Source organism: Vibrio sp. D420a (assembly GCF_030248625.1).
GTDB lineage: Bacteria > Pseudomonadota > Gammaproteobacteria > Enterobacterales > Vibrionaceae > Vibrio > Vibrio fortis_A.
Map to the genome: position 1 here is coordinate 178,474 of NZ_JAHGAN010000017.1, position 24,262 is coordinate 202,735.

Genomic DNA, 24,262 nt, shown 5'->3' on the forward strand with positions numbered 1-24,262 from the left:
AGTCGAGATGGAGTTAACAGTGAGCGTAAAAATTCATTATCAAAACACGCATTTCATTACCAGTGCACCTGATATTCGTCACTTACCAGAAGACGAAGGGATCGAAATTGCGTTCGCAGGACGCTCCAATGCTGGTAAATCTAGCGCACTAAATCGCGTGACAAACCAAAAAAGTCTAGCGAAAACCAGTAAGACCCCAGGTCGTACTCAACTGATCAACCTGTTCAAGGTGACTGACGGTTGTCATATTGTCGATTTACCAGGGTACGGTTTCGCGCAAGTACCACTAGAAATGAAGAAAAAGTGGCAGAAGTCACTAGGTGAATACCTTCAAAAGCGTGAATCGTTAAAAGGTTTGGTGGTATTGATGGATATCCGCCACCCAATGAAGGACCTTGACCAACAGATGATCTACTGGGCTATCGATAGCCGCATTCCAGTACAAGTTCTGCTAACTAAGGCCGACAAGCTAAAACAAGGCGCACGTAAAGCACAGCTACTCAAGATTCGTAAAGATGCGCAATCTTTTGGTGGTGATGTTGCTGTTGACGTGTTCTCTTCACTAAAAGGCATCGGCGTTGACCAACTGCGCAGCAAGATGGACGAGTGGTTCGCACCTGCGCTTGCTGAGCAAATGATCGATGAGCTTGCAGAAGAAGAGCGCAACGACGAAGCTTAAAATAGACACATTCGTTAGCTTTGATGAATAAAAGACTTACCCTGCTTATATAAGCGGGGTATTTTTTTACCTAATTTTAATCGGTTAGCGCTCTGAAGTGAGCCATACTGAAAGTCAGAAATAGAATAAATAGATGATAACAATGGTTAGATCGCTGTTATCTAACTTAATAATGGGAAAGGAAGGCTCATGTTAAAAAAATGGACACCACTGCGACTTTTGGCCCTTGTCAGTTTGCTGATACCGTTGCTGTTAATGCCACTATCGCTGCATGCTGAAGAGACCCAGGCTCCGCCGCCAGCTCTAATGAATGTCGACATGACACTCGACCTCGATGGTATGGAGAAATACGCAAAGGAAGCCAGCCAGTCGCTACAGGTCATCTCAGAGTCACTGCAGTCGATCGTTAATAACCCGAATCTGAGTGAAGACCAACAACAGGCGCTCAATGAAACAATTGCCAGCATTAACCAATTGAGCGCATCCACAACCCAATCGATCAATCACCTTCCTGAAGTGTTTGAACACTCACGAATGACCTTCCAACAGACCAGCCAAAACTTACTTGACGATATCCAAAGCAAAATCTTGATTGCCTTAATCGCTATCGTTGGCGTCATCATCTTGGCTTTGATTGCTATCTATCTACTGATTCTAAAACCGATGCAGCACACCCTCGTCCAAGCCACCAGCAATATCTCGGCGATGGCGCAATCCATTCAGATCACCGCAGAAGCGTTGAAATACAGCACCGACAAACAACAATACTTAATGGAAGCCATTGATCAGAAAAACGATGCTAAGGAAGAGTTAACGACTGAAGAGCAGAACAAATAAAGTAGCAACAATAACGAAATTGCGGCACACCCCAGACTTAACAAGGTTATTTTCTCAGATAAAACAAGACTGAGTGGCTTTGATGAAAAGTTACATTTTGATCGCTTTATTCCACAAACATCAAATCATAGCGTATTTCTCAATGTGACTGTTCGGGATCAGATAGACAAGCGAAAGGTGAGTTAGGACACGAAATATCGGCGAGAAAGGAGGGGTTGGAAAATTTTCTTTCGCACAAGAAAAAACGCCCCAGTCAAATACTGACTGGGGCGGCTGAATCAGCCTAATCCAATAACGTGAAACAAAAGGTCTGAAAGATAGAACATCTTACCTCTGTACCCTACGAGATTTAATGTACAACAATTGCTCAGAAATGAAAACAATTTTTGTAGTTTTTTTTCATGAATGTTTTATTAAAACACTTCGAACGCTTGAAGTAGCTAGCTTTATTCATGACAAAAAAAAGCCAGTGTTTGTGCACTGGCTCATACTAATTTCGCAAATAAGGTTAAAAAGTGATTAGTGGGCCTGATCCCAGTTGTCACCATGGCCAGCTTCCGCAACCAGTGGGACATCTAGCTCAGCGGCTGATTCCATCAATTCTTGTACTTTACTTTCAATTTCAGCTAATGCTGACTCTTCCACTTCAAACACCAGTTCATCGTGCACTTGCATTAGTAGCTTCACACGACCTGCGCCTTCAGCTTGAATCCACTCGTCTACCAATAGCATCGCTTTCTTGATGATGTCAGCTGCAGTACCTTGCATTGGTGCGTTAATCGCCGCACGCTCCGCTGCCTTACGACGCATACCGTTACGAGACTTAATTTCTGGTAGGTGTAGACGACGACCGTAAATCGTCTCAACAAAGCCCTGCTCGGAAGCCGCACTGCGGGTATCTTCCATGTACTGCATTACGCCAGGGTAACGCTCAAAGTAAGTGTCCATGTAGTGCTGTGCTTCGCCACGAGGAATACCTAGCTGCTTCGCAAGGCCAAAGGCACTCATACCGTAGATAAGACCAAAGTTAACCGCTTTCGCGCGACGACGCTGCTCTGACGTCACATCATCAATGCTTACGCCGATGATCTCAGCTGCCGTTGCTGCGTGGATATCTTTGCCTTGTTGGAAGGCTTCAAGTAGCGCTTTATCGCCAGATAGATGCGCCATGATACGCAGTTCAATCTGAGAGTAATCGACAGCAAGAATCTTCCAACCGTGAGGCGCTACAAATGCCTGACGGATACGACGGCCTTCTTCGTTACGAATTGGAATGTTCTGTAGGTTTGGATCTGTCGAAGATAGACGACCTGTCGCCGTTACCGCTTGATGGTAAGAAGTGTGTACGCGACCTGTCTCTGCATTAATCATCTTCGGTAGCTTGTCTGTGTAAGTCGACTTCAGTTTAGCTAAACCACGGTATTCCAGAATCAGCTTCGGCAGTGGGTAGTCCAGAGCCAGCTCTTGAAGTACTTCTTCATTGGTTGATGGTGCACCCGATGGCGTCTTCTTCACCACAGGTAGACCCATCTTCTCGAATAGAATCGCTTGCAGCTGTTTTGGTGAGTTCATGTTGAACTCTTGCTCAGCAATTTCGTAAGCCTTCTGTTCAAGCTCATCAAGACGCGCGGCAATTTCTTGCGACTGTGCGCCTAGCAGCATGTCATCAACAAAGACACCGGTGCGTTCGATACGAGAAATCACCGGCACCAATGGCACTTCGATCTCTTCGTAAATCGCTTTTAGCTTCTCATCTTGCTCGATGTTTTGCATCAAGCGGTTGTGCAGACGTAGGGTTACATCCGCGTCTTCAGCTGCGTATGGAGACGCCTCGCCTAGTTCGATTTGGTTGAACGTCAGTTGCTTCTTGCCCTTGCCCGCGATCTGCTCGAATGAGATGCAGCTGTGTTGTAGGAAACGCAGCGCAAGGCTATCCATGTCGTGCTTACCACCTACGCTGTTGAAAACGTAAGATGCCAGCATGGTGTCATGCTTAATGCCCTTCATCTCAATGCCGTAGCGCGCAAGCACAGACGCATCGTACTTAAGGTTCTGACCCACTTTGGCTTGACTATCGTCTTCTAAAATCGGCTTCAGCTGTTCTAGTACCCAATCACGATCCAGCTGTGCTGGCGCATCTAGGTAGTCATGTGCCACAGGTACGTAAGCGGCAACACCCTCTTCTGTCGCGAATGATAAACCGACTAGGTTCGCTACCATGTAGTCAAGGCTGTCAGTCTCTGTATCAAAGGCAAACACTTCGGCTGCTTTTAGCTTTTCTAGCCACGCATTGAAGTCTTCTTCGTTCAGAATCGTTTCGTACTTGCTGCGATCAATGTTGACTGCAGAGGTGTCCATTTCAACGCTTGATGACGTCGATGCAGCCGCAGAGCGCGTAGCACCCGCTGCGCCAGAATTTTCATCGGCTTCAACCACACCTGTGCCGCCTTCTAGCAGCTCATTGAGCCATGATTTGAAGACTAACTGGCCGTAAAGCTTGATCAGCTCGTCTGTGTTTGGCGTTGCTTTAACTAAGGATTCAGGTGTCTCTTCTAGTTCGACATCCAGCTTGATGGTCGCTAGTTCATAAGAAAGTTTGGCATTCTCTTCGTTATCAACCAGCTTTTTAGCCATGGTTTTCGAGCCACGGAACCCAAGCGCTGCAATATCGTCTAGGTTCTGGTATAGCTTTTCGATACTACCGATGCCCTGAAGCAATGCAGTCGCCGTTTTATCACCGACACCCGGTACACCAGGGATGTTATCCACTTTATCGCCCATCAGTGCCAAGTAATCGATGATCAGCTCAGGTGGAATACCAAACTTCTCAATAACACCTTCACGATCCATCACAACATTCGTCATGGTGTTGATCAGCGTAATGTTATCATCAACCAGCTGAGCCATATCTTTATCACCAGTACTGATCAGCACAGGCATGCCCGCTTTTGATGCTTGTGACGCAAGCGTACCGATAACATCATCTGCTTCCACGCCCGGGATCGAGATCAATGGCAGACCCATTGCACGAATCACATTATGTAAAGGCTCAATCTGACAACGCAGATCATCCGGCATTGGAGGACGGTTCGCCTTATATTCTGGATACATGTCATCACGGAACGTTTTGCCTTTTGCATCGAAAATAACGGCAATACGATCGGAGGCGAATTGACGCATCATGCTACGCAACATGTTCACCACACCATAGATGGCATTGGTAGGAATATCACCATTACTCATGGTGCCCGGGTAAGCATGGAACGCGCGATATAAGTAAGAAGAGCCATCAATCAGAATCAATGGATTATCAGGAATACGAGCCATAATGTTTGTGTATCCAGTAATAAGTACAGAAATGATGAGGTAAGCATGCCACGTATAGTGACGGGATTCCACGTTGTCGATCTGTATCCGTAGAATGGGTTGTGTTTGTTATAAACAGAATCTTGTTATTTTTTGTTCCACAAGCCGCCCCATCTGTGGATAACTCTGTTTATATTATTTATCCACCCTGTTGAGAAGTTGGCAAAATGAAACAAAAATACACCGTAAACTATTGAAATTAATAAATAAAAATAGAGATCGAACATATGATCAACGATCTTTTTTCGATCTTGCGTTGTGGAAAAGAATATTGATGAGGATTTATGCATGCACCTTTATGGTGCTATATATGCATCTTGTTGAAATTGAGATAGAAAAAAAGCGACACCCGAGGATGTCGCCTAGCAAAAAGCGGTGAAGCTATTCAATTGAATACCACAGCTTAACCAAAAAGCTATAAATTACACTGGAAGCAATGTGAGCAATGTCGTGTCAAAAAGAACTTAGTTTAAGTTCGCGAGAATTCTGTTGGTAACTCAGCGGAGCGCTTAGTTACTAAACATCCTTGTGAACATTTCCTCATTCCCTAAGACGCAGTTAATAATAATGATTCTCATTTGATAGTCAACAATTAAATGATAATAAATCTCATTTAATTGTAATTGTCATCAAACCTTCATCTCACATCTGCTTCACAAAGTGCAGTCTATTCTCTTTAATGTCTTCTTTTTGTTCGAAATTTTCTATCATGTAGCCATTTCTCAATAACAATCTCAACATCGAAGAAAATTGGTTCCTAGACTTCACTTTTAGCTGTTTATAGCCCTGATCTCGTACCCATTGCTCCTGAACATTTAATTGAAGCTGCGCGACGCCTTTGTTTCGAGCCAAAGGAGAGACGCCACCAAACCAGCTATAAAAAGTTTGCTCATCTAACTGATAACCAATTTTAAAGCCGAGCAGCTGCCCATCCTCTTCAGCAACGAGTACCAACTGTTTTTTGTCTTGTAGGCGCGCTGAAAGAGATTCAACACTCTCTTTGTGGCTGAACTCATCGATCTGTTCAACCACGGTCACACACTCTTCTAGCGTGCCTTCGCGTACAATAACCGCCATTTTTCTTTCTCCCACAAACGAACAAAGGCCAGCTGTGTGGCTGGCCTTTTAAGATTTGTCTCGACGATTATTTGTTTCTTAGAAACTGTGCTGCTTGAGCATCGTCTTCTGCTAGCCACTCAGCCACATCTTTAGCGAAGTAAGTTAGGATGCCATCAGCACCAGCGCGCTTAAAGCACAACAGAGATTCTAGTACTGTTTCGCGCTCTTTTAGCCAGCCATTTTGAATCGCAGCTTTGTGCATCGCGTACTCACCAGACACTTGATATGCAAATGTTGGTGCTTGCAGTTCATGCTTCACACGACGAACAATGTCTAGATAAGGCATGCCTGGTTTCACCATTACCATATCTGCACCTTCGTTAAGGTCCATCGCCACTTCGTGAATCGCTTCATCACTGTTAGCCGGATCCATCTGGTAGTTTTTCTTATCACCACCTTTCAGGTTAGATGCACTGCCGACAGCATCACGGAATGGGCCGTAGTAGCATGATGCATACTTAGCTGAATACGCCATGATTTGAGTGTGAATGTGACCCGCTTCTTCTAAAGCTTCACGGATCTTACCGATACGACCGTCCATCATATCTGATGGTGCGACAACATCAGCACCCGCTTCTGCGTGTGACAGAGCTTGCTTGATCAGAACCTCGGTTGTTTCATCGTTCATCACATAGCCATCTTCATCGATGATGCCGTCTTGGCCATGAGTCGTGAATGGGTCTAGTGCTACGTCGGTAATCACACCAATGTTTGGCACATGCTCTTTCAATGCGCGTACAGCACGCTGAACCAAACCTTCTGAGTTGTGCGCTTCTGCTGCACATAGACTTTTCGCGTCTTGGTTAACAACAGGGAACAGTGCAATCGCAGGCACCCCAAGTTGAGAAAGGTATTCTGCTTCTTCCAACATCAAGTCAATTGAAAGGCGCTCAATGCCCGGCATAGACTCAACCGTTTCACGACGGTCCTTACCCATAAGAATGAACATTGGGTAGATTAAGTCATTAACTGATAACTGGTTTTCTGCCATTAAGCGGCGGCTGAAGTCGTGTTTACGCATACGACGCATACGACGACCTGGGAACTGACCTTGAATAGATACAGACACGTGATTCTCCTTGCCTAGCCTAGGTAAACAACTACCTAGATTATAAAAAGTGCAAAATAGTTGGCAAAAGCATATCACCGCTAGCTAAAGACGCTAGCAGTAAAACCTAAATCCCCCGTAAAAACCGGGATAAATGGCAAAAAATGACCTTCTCCTCACACTGCCGTATACTCTTGGCAACTCGTTTCTTCAGCTTTTCAGGACACAACCATGATCGATACTCATGCCCATATCTACGCTAGTGAATTTGATAACGACCGCGAGCAAGTAGTCCAACGTGCGCTAGCCCAAGGCATTGATCGTATTTTACTGCCTAATATCGACCTTGACTCCATTGAACCTATGCTCGCAACAGAACGTCAATTCCCAGAGGTTTGCCGTTCAATGATGGGACTTCACCCTTGCTATGTTGATGGAAATATTGAAGAAACACTGAAGACTATCCGCGCTTGGTTCGACAAACACAACTTTATCGCCGTGGGTGAGATTGGTATCGACCTCTACTGGGATAAGACCTACAAAGCGGAACAAGAGTATGCCTTTGTGACTCAGCTGCAGTGGGCCAAAGAACTCGACCTACCGGTTGTTATCCATACCCGAGATTCAATTGAAGAGACCTTGGCCCTGTTAAAGCAACAGCAAGATGGCAGCCTTCGTGGCGTGTTCCACTGCTTTGGTAGCAGTTTAGAAGAAGCTCAAGCGATCAATGCGCTCGGTTTCCACCTCGGTTTGGGTGGCGTTTCGACATTCAAGAACTCTGGGATGGACAAGGTGATTCCACATCTAGATATGGATCTAGTGATCCTAGAAACTGATTGCCCTTACCTAGCACCAACGCCGAACCGCGGCAAGCGCAATGAACCAGCTTATACAGAACTTGTCGCAAAACGAATTGCCGATTTGCGAGGTATTACATTGGAAGAAGTCGATGCGATCACAACAAAGAATGCCAAACAGCTGTTTAAATTATAGCCTAACATACTGTTAAAAAATGATATAAAGTTACAATTTCTATTTGAGTTAGCAGCTCAATCGATCTAATATCACCCGTCTGCATATGGAGGTGGTTGATTATGTGTGATCATGCACAAAGCTTACAACGTCAACATCGAACCTTTTGGCATAAACTTATTGGTATCAAAGAGATTTACGTCTGTCAGAAATGTGGCTACCAGCTAAAAATTCGATAAAAATAAAACAAAAAAAGCGGCCCGATGGCCGCTTTTTTTGTTTAAAGATTCGACAATTGAGTCTTTAAACACTAGTTGCGTAAAAAGCTCACGACTCTACTTCGTCTTCTTCATCTTTGCGTACATAGAAACGAGCAAAGAATAAGCCCACTTCGAACAGAATACACATCGGAATCGCTAGTAGAGTCTGAGAAATCATATCTGGTGGTGTCAGCATCATACCGATAACAAACGCGCCAACCACAATGTATGGACGTTTCTCTGAAAGAGATTTTGGATTCGTTGCTCCAGTCCAACACAATAGGATGATCGCTACAGGTACCTCAAAAGCGATACCAAAGGCTAAAAACAACGCCAGTACGAAATCTAGATAGCTAGAGATATCCGTTGCGAACTCGACCTGCCCCAAAGAGATAGTGGTGAAGAAGGTAAACACCAACGGAAATACCACAAAGTACGCAAAGGCAACACCGCAGTAGAACAGCAGTGAGCTCGATGCCATTAGCGGCATGATCAGTCGCTTCTCATGTTTATACAAGCCCGGCGCAACGAAGGCCCAAACCTGATACAAGATAAATGGAACGGCGACAAAAATAGAGGCAACAAGCGTTAGCTTCAACGGCGTAAAGAACGGCGAAGCAACATCGGTTGCGATCATAGTAGCCCCTTCAGGTAAACGCTCTACCAAAGGAGCCGAGACAAACTCATAGATGTCATTGGCAAAATAAATCAGCCCTAGAAACACCACCAATACGGCAACAATGGCACGCAATAGGCGATTACGAAGCTCTAGTAAGTGACTGATTAAAGGCTGTGTCTGCTCAGTCGAAGACATGTCAAACCTCTTAATAAGGACGATCGAAAAGGAGCCGCACGTATACTTATCAGTTCAAGTACTTCGCGACTCCTCCTTGCGAGACTATTCGGCTTTTTTATCTGGCGTAGCTGATGCCTCACTGTTGATCTGAAGTGATTCATGATCCGCAGTCTCAGTGTGACTCGTTTGAGCCTCACTTGGCTTATCAGACTCAGGCTTAGCGTATGGACGTTGAACTTCAGCAGCTGCCTGCTTCAATTCATCCACCGACTTTTTCAGCTCAGGAGAGAGATCTTCCATCCCCATTTGCTCAGCCTTACGCAGGTTTTCTTGCAGTTCTTGCACCTTAAGTTCATGTGAAAGCTCATCTTTCACACTGTTCGCCATGCTCTTCGCCGACCCAATAAACTTGGAGACACTACGAATTGCCACAGGCAAACGCTCAGGTCCTAAAACAACTAACCCGACGACAGATATTAATACCAGTTCCCAAAAACCGATATCAAACACGACTTACGCCTGCTCTTTGTCTTTCTTAGTTTCAGCAGTTGCGTCAGTCTTCTGCTGTTCAATGTTTTTTTGTTCAAAGTCTGCATCTTTCTTTGCAGGCTCTTCATCATTCATTGCTTTCTTGAAGCCTTTTACTGCTGAACCTAGGTCACCACCCATACCGCGTAGTTTCTTCGTTCCAAACAGCAAGATTACGATTACAGCAATGATTAGAAGTTGCCAAATACTGATTCCACCCATTGTCATTGTCCTCGGGTCTGTCTACAAAAAAATTATTAAGGAAGTCTACCGCTTAACGGCGGTAAGCTCGCCAACTTAGCAGCCAAAATGTGACACCTGCGATGCCACAGCCCATAGATAGCTGCTCGTAAGGGCTTGAAACTAATATTGCGGAGCATACGACTAAAGTTGCTCCAACGCCAAACAAAAATTTACCTGTCGCTTGCTGACGCTTACTTTCTCTATAACCTTGATAAAGCTGGTCCATTCGATGGTTCATCGCTTTACCTTGGCGCAAGCTGTCGTAGAGTAGCTCAGGCAATTCCGGCAGTTTCTCTGCCCAGAAAGGCGCTCGGTCTTTAACAGCGTTAATCACTGCCTGTGGACCCACTTGGTTCATCATCCAAGTTTCTAGGAAAGGCTTCGCTGTCTCCCACAGATCCAACTGCGGGTAGAGCTGACGCCCCAATCCTTCAATGTACAACAAGGTCTTCTGTAGCAGGACCAGCTGTGGCTGAACCTCCATATCAAAACGCCTTGCTGTATTAAATAAGTTTAGCAATACATGGCCAAACGAGATCTCACCCAACGGTTTAGCGAAGATCGGTTCACATACCATGCGAATCGCGAACTCAAAATCATCAACATTGGTGTCGCGTGGCACCCAGCCCGAATCGACGTGCAGCTCAGCCACTTTGCGATAGTCGCGGTTGAAGAAAGCCAATAAGTTCTCAGCCAAGTAGCGCTTATCTTCGCCATTTAGCGTGCCAACAATGCCGCAATCAAGACCTATCCATTGTGGATTGTCTGGATTCTCTGGGTTTACGAATACGTTGCCCGGATGCATGTCAGCATGGAAGAAGCTGTCACGAAACACTTGGGTAAAGAACACGGAAACACCGCGCTCTGCCAACAACTTCATGTTGGTGCCGTTGGCTTCTAGCATTGGGATATCCGATACTTGGATACCGTAGATGCGTTCAGAGACCATCAAGGTTTCACTGCTCAGATCCGGCAGTACCTCCGGAACATACAGCTCTTCACTGCCTTCAAAATTACGACGCAGCTGAATTGCGTTAGCCGCTTCACGTCTTAGGTCGAGTTCATCGAGTAGCGTTTTCTCGTACTCTTTAACCACCTCAACCGGTTTTAAACGACGTGCTTCAGGAAGCGACTTGGCGACTATACGCGCCATTCGGTGCATCAGTTTTAGATCTGCATCAATCACAGGGCGAATATCAGGGCGAATTACCTTAAGTACGACCTCGCGACCGGAATCTTTGAGCTTTGCCGTATGCACCTGTGCGATGGATGCGGATGCCAACGGCTTAATGTCAAAGTCGGTAAACCAGTTATCTAAACTGCCACCCAGTGCCTTTTCCATATCGCGCTTAGCCAACTCACCGTCAAACGGCGCTACTTGGTCTTGCAGCAGGGCTAACTGATCAGCAATGTGCGGAGGAAACAGATCACGTCGTGTCGACATCATCTGACCAAACTTAATCCACACCGGGCCAAGCTCTTGCAATGCTAAACGCAGGCGGTGGCCCAATTCTTTATCTTGATGGCGATTTTTGAGCCAAAAAAGAGACTTTCTTACCAGCAACGGCGCTTTGGTCAACTGGTGCTCAGGCATCAGTTCGTCAAGGCCGTACTCCAACTGTACCTTAATAATATGATAAAGACGTTTCAGTTCTGTTGGAGTCATGCTTTCTCCAATAGAGCGTTCAATTTAGCTTCAAGGCGAGCGGCTGCGCTTTTTACATCATCAACCTGATCACAGAAGTGTGCGACTTCTAACGGTGCCGGCGCGATCTTCCACTCTTCAGTCAATACTTGTGCGAAATGGTTCTGGTGTTTGTTGGCTTGAGACGCGACAAAGCCGCCAACGTTCTTCACACCTTGCACTAACGTGTGCGCCACAACATCACCAGTGACGCGCGATAGCCACTCTTCAAGATCTGGCTTGCAGTCTGTCATCAATTGCGCAAACTTCTGCGCCAACTGAATATCACCTTCAAGAATCAACTTATCTTGCTTGATTAGCTTAGTGATGTTCGATTGTTCACGTAATTCTGGAAGTACTGATAAGTTCAAAGAGAGGTAACAGTCTGGCTGCCCTTCGTAATCCGCTAATACGTCTATCTGTTGGCTAAACACAAATGTCAGAGTCTTATTGAGCTCTTTGAGATTCACCTGAATGATCTGGCCCTTTAAACGCGATAAACGACGAACCAAATCTGGGTCGTCGTTGACGAGAGTATTCAAAGAGGTTTCGATAACCGCCGTTACTAGTGGGTCAAATGGCATGACTGTCCTTACCTTTGAAAACGGATAAGCCGAAACCTATCCGTTGTATCTTATTATTCGTTGTCGATTTTACCTGGGTTCTGTCTTAGAACTTGTAACCGCGGTGCAGCGCAACAATGCCGCCGGTTAGGTTGTAGTACTTAGTATTTTCGAAACCCGCTTCTTGCATCATGCCTTCCAGCGTTTCTTGGTCTGGGTGCATACGAATCGACTCAGCAAGGTAGCGGTAGCTGTCTGCATCATTCGCGATAATCTCACCCATTTTTGGTAGCAGGTGGAATGAGTAGGCGTCGTACACTTTTGAAAGTGGCTCAAGCACTGGCTTAGAAAACTCCAATACCAACAGACGGCCGCCCGGCTTCAAAACGCGAAACATTGAGCGCAGAGCCTTATCCTTATCTGTCACGTTACGTAGACAGAAGCTGATAGTGATGCAGTCGAAGTAGTTATCTGGGAATGGCAGTTCTTCTGCATTCGCTTGAACGTAGTGAACGTTGCCAACAATACCGCTATCACGCAGCTTGTCGCGACCTACATTCAGCATCGAGTTGTTGATGTCAGCAAGGATGACGTGACCGTTTTCACCCACAATGCGTGAAAATTTTGCGGTTAGGTCGCCGGTACCGCCGCCAAGGTCTAGAATGCGTTGACCAGGGCGAACGCCACTGCAATCAATCGTAAAGCGCTTCCATAGACGGTGAACACCACCCGACATCAGGTCATTCATAATGTCGTACTTCGCGGCTACAGAGTGAAAAACCTCTGCAACTTTCGCAACTTTCTCTTCTTTTGCGACTGTTTCAAAACCAAAGTGTGTGGTTTCTGATTCTACTGCTGTATTTGTTTGCACACTGGTGTCCGTCATGCTGTTCTCTACCCTGGTAAGTCCTCAACGACAGCGCAATAAGCCTTTGAGCGCGCTGCGGTCGATTAGTTTACTTTATCCTCAGCGGGTTGTCTTTCTACTAACGAGGCATTTTCTGAAAAAGCCTCGTTTTGCGCGAGCTCTGTCAGGCTAACGGCGATCGGCTTCTTCACTTCAACCCCTAGCTGTTTAAAGCTCTCGGCCTGGCGAATTACGTTACCTCGCCCAGTTGCCAGCTTATTCATTGCCCCTTGATAGCTTTGGTTTGCTTTATCAAGCGCCCCACCAAGGCCTTCCATATCATCTACGAACAAGCGCAGCTTATCGTACAATTTACTTGCACGTTCAGCGATAATTTGTGCATTTTGGTTCTGGCGTTCATTGCGCCACAGGTTATCAATGGTACGCAGCGCCACCAACAGAGTGGTTGGGCTAACAAGAATGATATTTTGCTCCATCGCATCTTTGACTAGGCTCGGATCAGCCTGAATCGCCACTTGGAATGCAGGCTCTACCGGAATAAACATCAGCACATAGTCGAGGCTCTGAATGCCTTTCAGTTGATGGTAATCTTTCTGACTCAGGCCTTTAATGTGCGCGCGCAGTGAAACTAAGTGGTCACGCAGTGCGACATCACGCTCAGCATCGGTTTCAGCATTGAAGTAGCGCTCATACGCCACTAGCGCCATTTTCGAATCGACCACCACTTGTTTGTCTTGAGGTAGGTGAACAATCACATCTGGCTGATAGCGCTTGCCCGCTTCATTTTGTAGATTGACCTGAGTTTGATATTCGTGCCCTTCTCGCAAGCCAGATTCCGCTAACACGCGAGCCAGTACCACTTCGCCCCAGTTACCTTGCTGTTTGTTATCACCTTTAAGTGCTTGAGTCAGGTTAACCGCTTCTCGCGTCATGCTTTCATTGAGGCGCTGCAAGTTTTTTAGCTCATGGACTAAGGTGTGACGCTCTTTGGCTTCTTGACTAAAGCTGTCATTGACCTGTTTCTTGAAGCCCTCAAGTTGTTCTTTGAGTGGTGATAGTAGGCCCTCTAAGCTCTGCTTGTTTTGCTGATCGACTTTTGCAGTTTTCGCTTCAAAAAGTTGGTTAGCAAGATGTTCAAACTGTTGCTTCAAACGCGTTTCGGCTTGCTCCAGAAGCTGTAGCTTTTCGTGGTTAGCAAGGTTCTCTTGGTCGTGGCGTGCTTCTTGCTCACGTAGCTCAGCTTCAAGTTCAGACTTTTGATCTTTGAGAATATTTATCTCATCAAAGTATTGCTGACGCTCTTGTTTGACTGCTTCGAAATAGCGCAACTTCTCCATTGCAGCCATGACCTTACCGTGAGCTTGTTTAAGCTCAAACGCGGCTTTATCACGCTCATCATCGAGCTCATCCAGCTCTTGCTGTGCCTCGGACAAGGACGTTTTAAGCTGCGTTGTTTGCGACTCATGCAACTGACGATCAGACTCCAACTGCTGCTCTAATAGCTGCTGTTGAAATGAGAGTTTCTGTTTAATCCACCAACCGACGAGGCCCCCGCTGATCACCGCGGTTGAAGCGGCTGCGATAAGGGTCGTTTGGTGCTCGATAATCCATTGCATGGTAGTAACTTAGCCTAATTGGAAATAACTCATTAAATGGTATTTTGATACTGGATAAATGTCCAGTTTGCCGTATTAAATTTCGACAGATAGACTAGGCGTCCGTATTCTATCCTATTCAACTTGATGAGCTTTTATGAACGAACGTCGCGCCCTCGGCTTTGGCCTTTCCGCGGTACTACTCTGGTCAACGGTAGCCACGGCCTTTAAGCTAACCTTAGCTGAGTTTTCACCGATTCAAATGCTGACCATTGCCAGCGTTGTCTCTTCGATTGCTCTGATCGTTATCTGTTACTTCCAAGGTAAGCTTTCTCAGCTCTCTACCACCTTTTTTGCTAACCCTTGGTATTACTTGCTACTCGGCCTCGTCAATCCGCTGGCTTATTACCTGATTCTATTCAAAGCTTACGATCTGCTCCCAGCTTCTCAAGCTCAAGCCATCAACTACAGCTGGGCGATTACCTTGACCTTAATGGCTGCTGTTTTCTTGGGGCAGAAAATTCGCAAGCAAGACTGGGTGGCTTGTACCTTTAGCTACTTAGGTGTGGTTGTGATCGCGACCAAGGGCGATGTATTAGGAATGCAGTTTGATAGCCCACTTGGTGTTGGCTTAGCGCTGTTATCGACACTACTTTGGGCAGGTTACTGGATCTTAAACACCAAAAACAAAGCCGATCCTGTGGTTGGTGTGTTACTCGGCTTTTTAGTCGCACTGCCATTTGCGATTGGTTTAACCCTTTATGAAGGGCAAGGCTTTAGTCAGATCACCGCTAAAGGTTGGATGGCAGTCACTTATGTTGGCCTGTTTGAGATGGGGATTACCTTTGTGTTGTGGCTATCAGCACTCAAATCCACCAATAACACCGCGCGTATCAGTAACCTAATTTTTGCATCACCATTTATCTCATTGATGCTACTCGCAACCATCATTGGTGAAGAAATTCATCCATCCACTTTATTCGGTTTGGTGCTAATCATTACTGGTTTAGTGATTCAACAACTCAAGCTATCTAAGGGTAAAAGCGCCTAAATAGCTCGAACAGTCGTGATTTGATAGAAATGACAAAGAAAGGCCCTCGTTATGAGGGCCTTTTGACAAGTGGGGACAGGAGTTAACAATCAGTATTTTGCTATGATGTCCGCGATCTCTTTATTGGTGTTCGCAGCGATGATGGCATCAATATCATCATCATTTTGGAACAGCTCAGAGAGCGCCATGATTGTCTGAATGTGGCTATCTGAATCCATCGCCGCCAGAGTAATAGAGAAGTACACCTCACCATTATCTTCCGACTCCAGATCAACGCCATTTTTAAATACGGTTACCTGCAGACAAGCTTCATTCACACCGTCTTCTGGACGCGCGTGTGGCATCGCAATCTTTGGTGCCAACACATAGTATGCGCCAATGTCTTTGTGTTTCTGTTGAATCGCTTCTAGGTAAGATTGCTCTACCTTGCCACTTTCAATGAGCTTTGAACAAGTGATCTCTAGTGCGGCATCAACCGATAAGTTCTGCTCTGTTGAGATAACGATGTTATCGCCCGTTAGTTTTAAAATACTCATGACACAATCCAACCTAGAATCAGACCAACAACACCGAAGTCGAAGTCAGCAAACGTTGTTGCTTCAAGACCCATACCACCTAGTACTGGAAGCAGTAGCATTGGTAGGAACGAAATACACAGACCTTGCGTAAAGGCACCTAGCACCGCACCGCGTAGACCACCCGTCGCGTTACCGTAAACACCTGCAGCACCACCGACGAAGAAGTGAGGAACCACACCCGCTACAATGATTGTCCAATCGAACATGCCTTGGATGCCCATTGCAATCAGACCTGCAGCGAATGAAGACAAGAAGCCAATCAATACCGCGTTAGGGGCAACAGGGAATACCATCGGACAGTCTAGCGCTGGACGTGCACCGGGAACCAGTTTGTCAGAGATGCCTTTAAATGCAGGAACAATCTCAGCAATCAACATCTTCACGCCTTGCAGTACGATGTATACACCACCAGCAAACACAAGCGACTGCATGAAGGTAAATACAATCCAGTTTTGACCGCCCGATACCGACTCAACAAAGGTTGGGCCTGCAAAGATAGACGCGAACATGAAGAAGATCGCCATGGTTGTTGCCACTGCTACTGGCGTATCGCGAAGGAACATCAAACTCTTAGGCACGTTGATGTCTTCCGTCGACTTCGATGTGTCACCAAACTTGCTACCGATATAACCAGATACTAGGTAAGAGAAGGTAGAAAAGTGACCCATCGCCAACTGATCGGTACCCATCACCTTCTCAGTGTATTTCTGAGCAAGTGCAGGCATGATCACCATCAGAGAGCCCACAATCACAGAGCCCATCGCAACCAGTAGCGTGCCTTGAATGCCGCCCGTAGACAGGATCACAGCCACTAGCATCGACATGAACATGGTGTGGTGACCGGTTAAGAAAATAAACTTAAGCGGAGTAAAACGAGCCAGTAGAATATTCACAACGAAAGCGAAAAACATAATCAATGCCATTTCATAACCGAAGGCTTCTTGCGCCAATGCAACAATTGCTTCGTTATTTGGAATAACACCACTTACGCCGAAAGCTTCGGTAAATACCACTGAAAAATTATTTAGTGCGCCAACAAGAGCACCAGCACCAAAACCTAAAATTAGGAAACCCATAACGGTTTTAATGGTGCCTTTTAATATGGTTGAGACATCTGCCTTTTGTGCAACTAAGCCAATAAAAGCAATTAACCCGACCATGATTGCTGGCTCTTTTAATAAGCCAAGCATGAACTCAAAGAAATTAGCCATTATTTACTTCCTTACATGAAAGTTTTTAGTTGCTCTTCAATTGAAGCTTTATCAAAGATATTTGCTAGGCTTACAATGTTTGTTTTACCTGCTTCAGATAATTGATTTGCCACATCCGTTGCTGCTACCCAAATATCAGCCGTGCTTGACGCTGAAGAAGATAAATCCTCATGATCAACTTCAGCTTCCAAACCAATTTTACCCGCAACTTCTTTAACCGCCATCTCCATCATTAAAGAAGTACCAAGACCATTTCCGCACACAACCATAATCTTTTTCATAATATAAATCTCTGTAGGGTTTTAATAGGAAACTATATTGTCTCCGTTTATTTGTTGATAAGAATAGTATCGAAAAGCCCCAAAAACAGAATAGATCACCATCACAAAACCAAAATGACCTTGTGATGCAGATCTCATTAAAATAAAGAAAAAGACGATTTAATCGTCGATACTACTTAAGAGTGAGGAGGTGATTTTATATAAACCTGAGGAATAATATAAGATGAAATATAAAGTGTGACCTGAGTATATGATAGGAGTTCAGTATTAAATTTGAGGTTATTTTCCGTAATCGGTAAGCATTTTTTTAAGCAGGCTATTAACGTCTTTAGTCTTTTTATTTCTTTTAGTCAGAGCGCTTAAAGAAGTTGGCATTTCAGGCTGTTCTTTATCAGAAATATCCTCTTCTTCACGGTCTCGCATTTTTTGTACTGCAGCAAGCAGCATGCGAACTTCTTCACCTTCTCTATTTTCCATTACCACGATATTTCCAGATTCTACCGCTGTAATCGTTAGAATACCGTGCTTAGGAGATTGAATGGTCTCTCCTACTAATGTAGATTGAGGTGGGACAGATCGATCTGATAATTGACCACTACGTAACTTCGCAGCTGTAATAGCACGAATATTACCTGTATTTTCAAACGCAACGATAACAGTATGGGTATTGTAGTATTCGATAACGGTGACGTAACCATGATTTTTCGTATCAAATCTAGCACCTATTTGCATATCGAGCGGTGCGTCCATTTTCTTAATTTGCATTCAGCAATACCTATTACGTCCGTTTGTTAACTCAATAAATTATATACGCCATTATCGCCATATTAAATCATATTTCGTCTGTTCTAAGTCAAATGTCTCACATTAACTCTCCCCAGAAATTGAAATACTTATTATTAAATAATGAGTTGCGCTGATTATTCGATGACCGAAACCTATTGTTCGAGGAATGAAGAAGAGAGTATGGGAGCTAAACAGATGAGCAAAAAACCTTTCCATCGGCTTTGCCCATCACTTCAACTGGTTGGCAAGTGTCAGTTGGAGCCTGCGATTAGACCGCTATACCCACTGTCCTGCTGCGAAACCAGAACTCCAGCACCATTGGAAGTTATAACCTCCCAACCAACCGGTAACATCCATCACTTCACCAACAAAGTACAAGCCTGATACGGTCTTACACTCCATGGTTTTTGATGATAGATGATCGGTATCGACCCCACCCAATGTTACCTCAGCAGTGCGGTAGCCTTCAGTGCCATTCGGCGCGATCTTCCAGTTTTCTAGATGCTCTGTAATCGCGGCCAGTTGCTTTTCATTGAATTGCTTGAGTGGCTTGTCTTGCAGCTCTTCACGCTCGATTAGAGCTTCAACCAAGCGCTTTGGTAGTGCTTTCGCCAGCGTATTCTTAAGGCTTTGATTTGGATGTTTTTCACGTGAGCGCTCAAGCAGTTCAGCCACATCCGCTTCAGGAACTAGGTTAATCGAAACCGCTTGACCTGCTTTCCAGAAAGACGAAATTTGCAGAACAGAAGGGCCCGACAGACCACGATGGGTAAACAGCAGCGCTTCTTTGAACAGAGTGCCATCTTGCGCGGTGATTTCTGCAGGGATCGCAATACCAGACAGCTCAGCGAAGTCCTCTTTATCCTCTTTATGCAGAGTAAAAGGCACCAGACCGGCACACGTTGGGATTACAGACAAACCAAACTGTTCCGCGATTTTATAACCAAATGGCGTCGCACCCAGTTTCGGCATCGACAAGCCACCGGTGGCAACGACCAAAGATTCACACTCAACTTGCTCGGTATTCAGGTGCAGCTGAAAACCTGCTTCGGTTTTTTCTATCGAGTGAACATCACAGCGGTAGCGCTGTTGAACACCAGCCTCATCACACTCTGCGAGCAGCATGCTGACGATATCTTTCGCAGTATGGTCATTCACACAGAACAACTGTCCATGGTCGCGCTCTTCAAACTCAATGCCGTATTTACTCACCATAGAGATGAAGTCCCAGTTGGTGTACTGAGAAAGCGCTGATTTAACGAAATGACGGTTATTACATAGGTAGTTATTAGCAGACACGTCGTAGTTAGTGAAATTGCAGCGACCGCCACCCGAGATCAGAATTTTTCGACCTGGCTTTTTGGCATGATCGACCACCAGCACGCGTCGACCTCGTTTGCCCGCTTCGGCGGCACACATTAGGCCAGCGGCACCTGCGCCAATTACGATGACATCAAATTTTTCACTCATTGTGTTCTGCTTTATCTTACCCAGTCATCACTCAGTACTTCCTATACCAGTGACGTTACCAATAAAAAAGGATGTGCGTTATCAGCACATCCTTACTCTTTGCTCGCTATTCTAGCGTCAAATTTTAACTTTGCAATTGCTCACATCGCGCTCAGAGTGGGCGCAATGCCATGCATCTTTTGGGTACTCTAATGTTACATCACTCTGGTTTAAACCAAGAATGCCGCTAGTAACGTTACACCCAACAGAGAGACCGATAAAATGAATAGCTCTCTTACTCTATCGCACTTACCGGTAAACACCGGATCATGGTGATGATGGTACTCTTTACTCTTGATATAGCTGAATAGCCTCACCTGCTTGGTCACGTTGCCATGGGTTGTGAAGAAACCACCACCATCGACTTGTTGATACAAAAGCGGGTGCGCCTCGCGCATAATATAGATGAGTTTTCTGAGTGCCGTAACATAGCGAGCCAAGTTCACGCAGGTTACAACCATCAATGCAAATAGAATAGTATCGCCACTGATCATCCTTTCCTCCCTACACCCTCACAGGACGCTCAAAAGAAAAAGACAATCAGAGCTTTTTCTTACAGCTTATACCGCTGCAGGAGCATCCATAATTGAAGATGAACCATCTTTTGCCAATTGCGCTAGGTCTTTATCAATGAAGAATAGGGCCTTGCCGTCTTCACCAACAAGTTCTAGCTTGTCCAGAATACCTTTGAATAGCTTCTCTTCCTCGTGCTGCTCAGCGACATACCACTGTAGGAAGTTAAAGGTAGAGTAATCTTGTGTACTGAAAGCAACGTGAGCCAGCTTGTTGATCTTCTCAGTGATCATCTGCTCATGTTCGTAAGTCTCGCGGAAAACAGCACCTAGGCTCTCAAACTCATGCTTTGGTGCTTCGATTGCACCTAGAATCGGCATTGCACCCGTTTCACTCACATAAGTGAACAAACGCTGCATATGTTCCATTTCTTCCACTGCATGAGCGCGTAGAAACTCTGCTGCTCCTTCAAATCCTTTGTCTTCACACCAAGCACTCATTTGTAAGTATAGATTGGATGAGAAAAATTCTAGATTAATTTGCTCATTCAGTTGTTCAACCATAGTTGTAGACAGCATTTAAGTCTCCTAGTTACGCCTTCGTTTTCCCTACTATATCACTATTTTATGAATATCTCGCAGGCTATTAGTTAACCGTTGTTTCGCTGTGGTTTTACGCAAGAGGGTGGATATGCGATCACTTCAGCAAAAAAACACCGGCCTTAGTGCTAATCTTTAGTTAGACAATGAGTAAGGAGATAGCGGTATGAGTTACAAACATATTTTGGTCGCCGTCGATTTATCTGACGACAGCAAACTGATCGTAGACAAAGCAGTCGCACTAGCGAAGCCGCTGGATGCCAAAGTCTCTTTTATCCACATCGATATCAACTATGCAGAGCTCTATACCGGGCTGATTGATATCAACATGGCAGAAACCCAACACAATGCCATGGAAGCTTCTCGTATTCAGCTGAGCAATTTTGCTGACCACGCACAGTACCCGATCACCCATACCTTAGTGGGCAGCGGAGATCTCAGTCATGAATTGTGTGACACCATCAAAGAGTACAACGTGGATCTCGTGGTTTGCGGTCACCATCAAGACTTTTGGAGCAAGCTGTTGTCGTCAACTCGTCAACTGATCAACGCTACACCAGTCGATATGCTGGTCATTCCATTGCGGGATTCAGAAGACTAATCCGTTACAGTTGGGTAACATAAGCGCATACTTTCACTACGAATTATTGTTATGCGTTATTTAGTTGGTGTTACCCTTCTATGGGCCTTCTCCTTCAGCCTGATCGGGGTTTATCTCGCGGGTCAGGTTGATTCATGGTTTTCTGTCTGGATGCGTGTTGCGCTTGCCGGATTGGTGTTCCTTCCTTTCTTGAAATTCCGAGGTATTTCAAAAAAACTGATCGCGAAGTTGATGACCATCGGTGGTATTCAGCTTGGCTTGATGTACTGCTTCTACTATCAGTCGTTTTTGCTGCTTTCGGTACCAGAAGTGCTGTTGTTCACCGTCTTCACACCGATATACGTCACCCTGATTTATGACTTCTTAAAAGGTCAGTTCTCGCCTTGGTACTTGGTAACTGCAGCGATCGCAGTGGCGGGGGCGGCTTTCATTAAGTTCGCGGGTGTTAATGACAACTTCCTAATGGGCTTCCTTGTTGTTCAAGGCGCGAACCTCTGTTTTGCCATTGGTCAGGTTGGCTACAAAACCATTATGGAACAAGAGTCGATTGAACTGCCTCAGCATACTATTTTCGGTTACTTTTACTTAGGTGCACTATGCGTGGCATCAGTCGCTTTCTTACTACTGGGCAACCCAGAGAAGCTGCCGACTACGTCCACTCAATGGGGCATCTTGATCTACCTAGGGTTGATCGCCTCTGGTTTGGGCTACTTCTTCTGGAACAAGGGCGCAAGCATGGTCAATGCGGGTGCACTTGCGGTGATGAACAATGCGCTGGTGCCTGCGGGCTTGGTGGTCAATATCCTAATCTGGAACCGCGATGTTGACCTGACAAGGTTATCGATTGGTGGCGCGATTATCTTGTTGTCACTGTGGGTGAATGAGACTTGGGTTAAGAAGCGTGTCGAGCAGAGCCTGAGCCGAGCTTAACTGCCAAAACCAAAAAGAGCGACCTGAGGTCGCTCTTTTTAATTCAATTCTATTTATGTCTGTTGGACTAATGAATATGACTCACTTTGGAGGCGCTATTCAATGGTAAAGCAGCACTATCAACTTGCAGGTTGATGCTCTCCAACTGGCTCTGCAGTTTGCGGCTTTTCTTGTACAGCTTTTGCTGCTTTTTGATCATCTTAGCCAGCTTTTTGTTGTACTTCTTCTGCTTTTTCGCCACTTTCTTCGCGCGTTTTAGCTCGCTCTTATCCAGCAGTTCAGAAGAAGGTGATAACTGCGTATCCATTGCCTGAATCGCTTGTGCTTTCTTAGCCTGTAGCTTTTGAGCTTGTATCTTCTTAACCACCAGTTGCGACTTACTATTTGAGGTGCTCTTAGCTGATGAAGCTAAGTTTAGAGGTTCTTGGCTAAGCGCATTAGCTGGCGCTGAGGTCAGTGTTTCAGCAAGCAGACCACAAGCTACCTTTTCGCTATCTGGCCTGCTTTGGCAACTCGCCGGTGGAATCGCGGCAGGCTTACATAAATTCGCTTTATCGGCAGACGAGCGAGCACACGAACGGCACACAAACTTAGGTTCACTCACCAAGCGGTGAATTTCGCCTAGGTGTTCAGTAATGTCTCGACGATTTAACTTACAAAAGCGTTTAGCCATGCTACAACTCCAGCTAAGAATAATAATAATTCTTAGTTAGATATACATCTCTAACACGGCTATCGCAAGCAAAAAATTCAGTTTTAGCGTATTTCTGACGGAACGATTTTTCTGTCTTCCGCTAAGTCATTGATGCTTTTACATACACATCAAAACGGTTCTTTTTGGTCTCAATCGCCATACTCGGTTTTTGCTCGTCCAACCAAGCCGCATAATCGGGTCTTTTCACCACAACACGTTTCGCGGCAAGCTTCAAAGCAGGCTGTAATAACCCATCCGCATCGAGGTCGGCACCAACAAGAGATTGGAACACGCGCATCTCTTTTTTCACCAGAGCCGACTTTTTCTTGTTCTCTGGGTGTGGATACATAGGGTCAAGATAAACAACATCCGGCTGAGCGAATTCAGGATCGGCGCTCAGTTTATCTAGCGCATCATGGCTTGAGGCATGAATCAGGCTCATACGTTCACTCACCCAAGCACCAATATCCGCATCTTGCTTAGCACGTTGCAGACCATCATCAAGCAGAGCCGCAACCACAGGGTGACGCTCAACCATCTGCACTTTACAACCCAATGATGCCAATACAAATGCATCACGCCCTAGGCCAGCCGTACCATCAAGAATGGTTGGCGTCGCACCTTTGTTCAGACCAGCAGCCTTGGCAATAGCTTGGCCTTTACCGCCACCAAACTTACGCCGGTGTCCTACCGCGCCACCCACTAAGTCGACAAAGATAGCACCAAGTTTTGGCTCATCGACTTTGCGTAATTCAAGTCTTTCGCTGGTGAGCACCAAGGCAAATACACTGTTCTCGTCATGAGAAAGGTGCCAGCGTGCTGCTAGCTCTTTGAGGCGTTCGATTTGGCTTGCGTCTTCGCAAATCAGTTGTAGTTGCAAGGTTGTCTCCAGAAGACTCGATGATTCAAAACAATTGAGGCAACCAGTTTACCTGATTGCCTCACAAATAC

General features: G+C 45.5%; 25 protein-coding genes. 6 read left to right on the forward strand and 19 right to left on the reverse strand.

Going from position 1 to position 24,262, the window contains the following annotated elements; translation table 11 throughout:
• Positions 1-19 precede the first annotated feature (19 nt).
• Both yihA and KI743_RS13110 read left to right on the forward strand, forming a co-directional pair.
• Complete coding sequence (gene yihA, locus KI743_RS13105; RefSeq protein ID WP_152467943.1) at positions 20-679, forward strand: ribosome biogenesis GTP-binding protein YihA/YsxC; 660 nt, start codon at positions 20-22, stop codon at positions 677-679.
• 189 nt (positions 680-868) lie between these two features.
• Entirely contained in the window at positions 869-1,516 is a 648-nt protein-coding gene (locus tag KI743_RS13110; protein WP_373417832.1) for a GTP-binding protein, read from the forward strand.
• 519 nt (positions 1,517-2,035) lie between these two features.
• Here KI743_RS13110 and polA read toward each other — a convergent pair.
• The 3 genes from polA to hemB all read right to left on the reverse strand — a co-directional run bounded on the left by polA (position 2,036) and on the right by hemB (position 7,070).
• Complete coding sequence (gene polA / locus KI743_RS13115) at positions 2,036-4,843, reverse strand: DNA polymerase I (RefSeq protein WP_285466798.1); 2,808 nt, start codon at positions 4,841-4,843, stop codon at positions 2,036-2,038.
• Positions 4,844-5,524: 681 nt separating this feature from the next.
• Positions 5,525-5,959 carry a GNAT family N-acetyltransferase gene (locus KI743_RS13120; RefSeq protein ID WP_285466759.1) on the reverse strand — a complete coding sequence of 145 codons (435 nt, stop codon included), beginning with the start codon at positions 5,957-5,959 and terminating at the stop codon, positions 5,525-5,527.
• A gap of 67 nt (positions 5,960-6,026) precedes the next feature.
• The gene (gene hemB / locus KI743_RS13125; RefSeq protein ID WP_150870538.1) at positions 6,027-7,070 is read right to left on the reverse strand and encodes a porphobilinogen synthase; all 1,044 of its coding nucleotides are present in this window, start codon (positions 7,068-7,070) and stop codon (positions 6,027-6,029) included.
• 210 nt (positions 7,071-7,280) lie between these two features.
• Between hemB and KI743_RS13130 the strand changes: the two genes are divergently transcribed.
• Positions 7,281-8,042 (forward strand): TatD family hydrolase, encoded by a 762-nt coding sequence (locus KI743_RS13130; RefSeq protein WP_032551071.1) that lies wholly within the window; start codon positions 7,281-7,283, stop codon positions 8,040-8,042.
• Between the two features lie 306 nt (positions 8,043-8,348).
• Here KI743_RS13130 and tatC read toward each other — a convergent pair whose 3' ends face one another.
• The 7 genes from tatC to rmuC form a co-directional block, all read right to left on the reverse strand.
• On the reverse strand, positions 8,349-9,095 hold the full coding sequence (gene tatC / locus KI743_RS13135) for a twin-arginine translocase subunit TatC (protein ID WP_150870542.1): 747 nt from the start codon (positions 9,093-9,095) through the stop codon (positions 8,349-8,351).
• 84 nt (positions 9,096-9,179) lie between these two features.
• A complete protein-coding gene (gene tatB, locus KI743_RS13140; protein ID WP_032551068.1) occupies positions 9,180-9,587 on the reverse strand; it encodes a Sec-independent protein translocase protein TatB in 408 nt (135 codons plus the stop codon).
• A 3-nt stretch (positions 9,588-9,590) separates the two neighbouring features.
• Positions 9,591-9,827 carry a Sec-independent protein translocase subunit TatA gene (gene tatA / locus KI743_RS13145; protein ID WP_032551065.1) on the reverse strand — a complete coding sequence of 79 codons (237 nt, stop codon included), beginning with the start codon at positions 9,825-9,827 and terminating at the stop codon, positions 9,591-9,593.
• A 52-nt stretch (positions 9,828-9,879) separates the two neighbouring features.
• Positions 9,880-11,514 (reverse strand): ubiquinone biosynthesis regulatory protein kinase UbiB, encoded by a 1,635-nt coding sequence (gene ubiB / locus KI743_RS13150; protein WP_285466763.1) that lies wholly within the window; start codon positions 11,512-11,514, stop codon positions 9,880-9,882.
• Positions 11,511-12,116 (reverse strand): SCP2 domain-containing protein, encoded by a 606-nt coding sequence (locus tag KI743_RS13155; protein ID WP_032551061.1) that lies wholly within the window; start codon positions 12,114-12,116, stop codon positions 11,511-11,513. The genes ubiB and KI743_RS13155 overlap by 4 nt, the downstream gene beginning before the upstream one ends.
• 85 nt (positions 12,117-12,201) lie before the next feature.
• The gene (gene ubiE, locus KI743_RS13160; RefSeq protein ID WP_032551059.1) at positions 12,202-12,981 is read right to left on the reverse strand and encodes a bifunctional demethylmenaquinone methyltransferase/2-methoxy-6-polyprenyl-1,4-benzoquinol methylase UbiE; all 780 of its coding nucleotides are present in this window, start codon (positions 12,979-12,981) and stop codon (positions 12,202-12,204) included.
• A gap of 65 nt (positions 12,982-13,046) precedes the next feature.
• Complete coding sequence (rmuC, locus tag KI743_RS13165) at positions 13,047-14,579, reverse strand: DNA recombination protein RmuC (protein ID WP_285466765.1); 1,533 nt, start codon at positions 14,577-14,579, stop codon at positions 13,047-13,049.
• A 136-nt stretch (positions 14,580-14,715) separates the two neighbouring features.
• Between rmuC and KI743_RS13170 the strand changes: the two genes are divergently transcribed.
• A complete protein-coding gene (locus KI743_RS13170) occupies positions 14,716-15,609 on the forward strand; it encodes a DMT family transporter (protein WP_285466767.1) in 894 nt (297 codons plus the stop codon).
• Between the two features lie 89 nt (positions 15,610-15,698).
• Here KI743_RS13170 and KI743_RS13175 read toward each other — a convergent pair whose 3' ends face one another.
• The 7 genes from KI743_RS13175 to ftnA form a co-directional block, all read right to left on the reverse strand.
• Positions 15,699-16,145, reverse strand: a complete 447-nt coding sequence (locus KI743_RS13175) for a PTS sugar transporter subunit IIA (RefSeq protein WP_032551056.1) — start codon at positions 16,143-16,145, stop codon at positions 15,699-15,701.
• A complete protein-coding gene (locus KI743_RS13180) occupies positions 16,142-17,398 on the reverse strand; it encodes a PTS ascorbate transporter subunit IIC (protein ID WP_032551054.1) in 1,257 nt (418 codons plus the stop codon). The genes KI743_RS13175 and KI743_RS13180 overlap by 4 nt, the downstream gene beginning before the upstream one ends.
• Positions 17,399-17,409: 11 nt before the next feature.
• Positions 17,410-17,679 (reverse strand): PTS sugar transporter subunit IIB, encoded by a 270-nt coding sequence (locus KI743_RS13185; RefSeq protein ID WP_285466768.1) that lies wholly within the window; start codon positions 17,677-17,679, stop codon positions 17,410-17,412.
• A 279-nt stretch (positions 17,680-17,958) separates the two neighbouring features.
• The gene (locus tag KI743_RS13190; protein ID WP_285466799.1) at positions 17,959-18,429 is read right to left on the reverse strand and encodes a hypothetical protein; all 471 of its coding nucleotides are present in this window, start codon (positions 18,427-18,429) and stop codon (positions 17,959-17,961) included.
• Between the two features lie 312 nt (positions 18,430-18,741).
• Positions 18,742-19,935, reverse strand: coding sequence for an NAD(P)/FAD-dependent oxidoreductase (locus KI743_RS13195; protein ID WP_285466769.1), 1,194 nt, complete (start codon positions 19,933-19,935; stop codon positions 18,742-18,744).
• A 209-nt stretch (positions 19,936-20,144) separates the two neighbouring features.
• Positions 20,145-20,468, reverse strand: a complete 324-nt coding sequence (gene uspB, locus KI743_RS13200; RefSeq protein WP_032551050.1) for a universal stress protein UspB — start codon at positions 20,466-20,468, stop codon at positions 20,145-20,147.
• A 66-nt stretch (positions 20,469-20,534) separates the two neighbouring features.
• On the reverse strand, positions 20,535-21,065 hold the full coding sequence (gene ftnA / locus KI743_RS13205; protein ID WP_032551049.1) for a non-heme ferritin: 531 nt from the start codon (positions 21,063-21,065) through the stop codon (positions 20,535-20,537).
• 187 nt (positions 21,066-21,252) lie between these two features.
• On the opposite strand from ftnA, the gene uspA reads away from it, so the two are divergent.
• A complete protein-coding gene (uspA, locus tag KI743_RS13210; protein WP_032551048.1) occupies positions 21,253-21,687 on the forward strand; it encodes a universal stress protein UspA in 435 nt (144 codons plus the stop codon).
• 51 nt (positions 21,688-21,738) lie between these two features.
• Positions 21,739-22,617, forward strand: coding sequence for a carboxylate/amino acid/amine transporter (locus KI743_RS13215; RefSeq protein WP_150870555.1), 879 nt, complete (start codon positions 21,739-21,741; stop codon positions 22,615-22,617).
• Positions 22,618-22,684: 67 nt separating this feature from the next.
• Here KI743_RS13215 and KI743_RS13220 read toward each other — a convergent pair whose 3' ends face one another.
• Both KI743_RS13220 and KI743_RS13225 read right to left on the reverse strand, forming a co-directional pair.
• Positions 22,685-23,290: a hypothetical protein gene (locus tag KI743_RS13220; protein ID WP_285466771.1), complete on the reverse strand. Its 606-nt coding sequence runs from the start codon at positions 23,288-23,290 to the stop codon at positions 22,685-22,687.
• A 121-nt stretch (positions 23,291-23,411) separates the two neighbouring features.
• Positions 23,412-24,191 carry a class I SAM-dependent methyltransferase gene (locus KI743_RS13225; RefSeq protein WP_285466773.1) on the reverse strand — a complete coding sequence of 260 codons (780 nt, stop codon included), beginning with the start codon at positions 24,189-24,191 and terminating at the stop codon, positions 23,412-23,414.
• Positions 24,192-24,262: the final 71 nt, after the last annotated feature.

Coding starts and splice junctions, on each gene's coding strand:
- KI743_RS13110 (WP_373417832.1), top strand. CDS start 869: ATGTTAAAAAAATGGACACCACTGCGACTTTTGGCCCTTGTCAGTTTG.
- polA (WP_285466798.1), bottom strand. CDS start 4,843: ATGGCTCGTATTCCTGATAATCCATTGATTCTGATTGATGGCTCTTCT.
- KI743_RS13120 (WP_285466759.1), bottom strand. CDS start 5,959: ATGGCGGTTATTGTACGCGAAGGCACGCTAGAAGAGTGTGTGACCGTG.
- KI743_RS13130 (WP_032551071.1), top strand. CDS start 7,281: ATGATCGATACTCATGCCCATATCTACGCTAGTGAATTTGATAACGAC.
- tatC (WP_150870542.1), bottom strand. CDS start 9,095: ATGTCTTCGACTGAGCAGACACAGCCTTTAATCAGTCACTTACTAGAG.
- tatA (WP_032551065.1), bottom strand. CDS start 9,827: ATGGGTGGAATCAGTATTTGGCAACTTCTAATCATTGCTGTAATCGTA.
- ubiB (WP_285466763.1), bottom strand. CDS start 11,514: ATGACTCCAACAGAACTGAAACGTCTTTATCATATTATTAAGGTACAG.
- KI743_RS13155 (WP_032551061.1), bottom strand. CDS start 12,116: ATGCCATTTGACCCACTAGTAACGGCGGTTATCGAAACCTCTTTGAAT.
- ubiE (WP_032551059.1), bottom strand. CDS start 12,981: ATGACGGACACCAGTGTGCAAACAAATACAGCAGTAGAATCAGAAACC.
- rmuC (WP_285466765.1), bottom strand. CDS start 14,579: ATGCAATGGATTATCGAGCACCAAACGACCCTTATCGCAGCCGCTTCA.
- KI743_RS13170 (WP_285466767.1), top strand. CDS start 14,716: ATGAACGAACGTCGCGCCCTCGGCTTTGGCCTTTCCGCGGTACTACTC.
- KI743_RS13175 (WP_032551056.1), bottom strand. CDS start 16,145: ATGAGTATTTTAAAACTAACGGGCGATAACATCGTTATCTCAACAGAG.
- KI743_RS13180 (WP_032551054.1), bottom strand. CDS start 17,398: ATGGCTAATTTCTTTGAGTTCATGCTTGGCTTATTAAAAGAGCCAGCA.
- KI743_RS13185 (WP_285466768.1), bottom strand. CDS start 17,679: ATGAAAAAGATTATGGTTGTGTGCGGAAATGGTCTTGGTACTTCTTTA.
- KI743_RS13190 (WP_285466799.1), bottom strand. CDS start 18,429: ATGGACGCACCGCTCGATATGCAAATAGGTGCTAGATTTGATACGAAA.
- KI743_RS13195 (WP_285466769.1), bottom strand. CDS start 19,935: ATGAGTGAAAAATTTGATGTCATCGTAATTGGCGCAGGTGCCGCTGGC.
- uspB (WP_032551050.1), bottom strand. CDS start 20,468: ATGATCAGTGGCGATACTATTCTATTTGCATTGATGGTTGTAACCTGC.
- ftnA (WP_032551049.1), bottom strand. CDS start 21,065: ATGCTGTCTACAACTATGGTTGAACAACTGAATGAGCAAATTAATCTA.
- uspA (WP_032551048.1), top strand. CDS start 21,253: ATGAGTTACAAACATATTTTGGTCGCCGTCGATTTATCTGACGACAGC.
- KI743_RS13215 (WP_150870555.1), top strand. CDS start 21,739: ATGCGTTATTTAGTTGGTGTTACCCTTCTATGGGCCTTCTCCTTCAGC.
- KI743_RS13220 (WP_285466771.1), bottom strand. CDS start 23,290: ATGGCTAAACGCTTTTGTAAGTTAAATCGTCGAGACATTACTGAACAC.